Annotated in this window: 1 protein-coding gene; it reads right to left on the minus strand. The window is 61.1% G+C overall.

Annotated elements, in window-relative coordinates; genetic code table 11:
• Positions 1–130: 130 nt before the first annotated feature.
• Positions 131–790: phage major capsid protein (locus OB03_RS13905; protein WP_461344553.1), on the minus strand; the 660-nt coding region annotated here is incomplete at its 5' end.

The following is a 790-nucleotide window of genomic DNA, read 5'->3' on the forward strand; positions in this document are numbered from 1 at the left end:
CCCCCCCGAGGGGCGACGCAGGCCGGGGAACAACCTGCGCCGCTACGCACCACCGTGACCCTCATCACGCGCACGCCCTAACGATGCTCAACGGGGAAAGGACAACCCAACATCGTCAGCTTTCCTGTCATCAGGTCACGTTGCCGAAGTCGCCGTAAGTCAGAGCCTTCGGTGCCTTGATGGCCTGAGCCAAGCGCTCTTCAGCGAGGATGGTGACCATGTTCTTCGTGAAGTCGTCGTTGACGTATCCGGTCTCAACGCGAGCGCTCCAACGGTCGTAGAGCGTGGCGGCGCGACGGAAGTCACCAACAAGGAACTTGTCCACCGGCACAGCTTGGGTCGTGACCACCGGCAAACCCCACAGGCGTTGTGCGATAGTCGTGCCCGGTTGGCCCATGATGTAGTTGCCGTCAGCATCCTTCAGCATGGTGATGCGCGCCCAGTCAGCAGGGTGCATGATCACGCCATTGGCCGGATACTCTGCCAGCGCGCTTTGCAGCAGGGCCAGTTGCACAGTGTCCAGCATAGTCGGGTCAGCAATCGTGATCGGCGCTGCAAAAGCAGTTGCAGACGGGATCAGCCCTTGCAGGTTCTGGCCGGTGCCGGAGCCGTTCAGCAGTTGGTTCTCTTCGGCCAGCATCAGGCCATCCAGCAGCTCAGTATCGATCAAGCCTTGCAACTGCGGCAGGTCGCTCAGGACTTGGCGAGAGGCCTTCATCCAATGGGCGATGACGCGAGCGTTGACCGTTTGCAGTTCCAGTTGCAGGTCGCTCTCGGGCTTGGCAGCAGT

Source organism: Brevundimonas sp. GN22 (assembly GCF_054824005.1).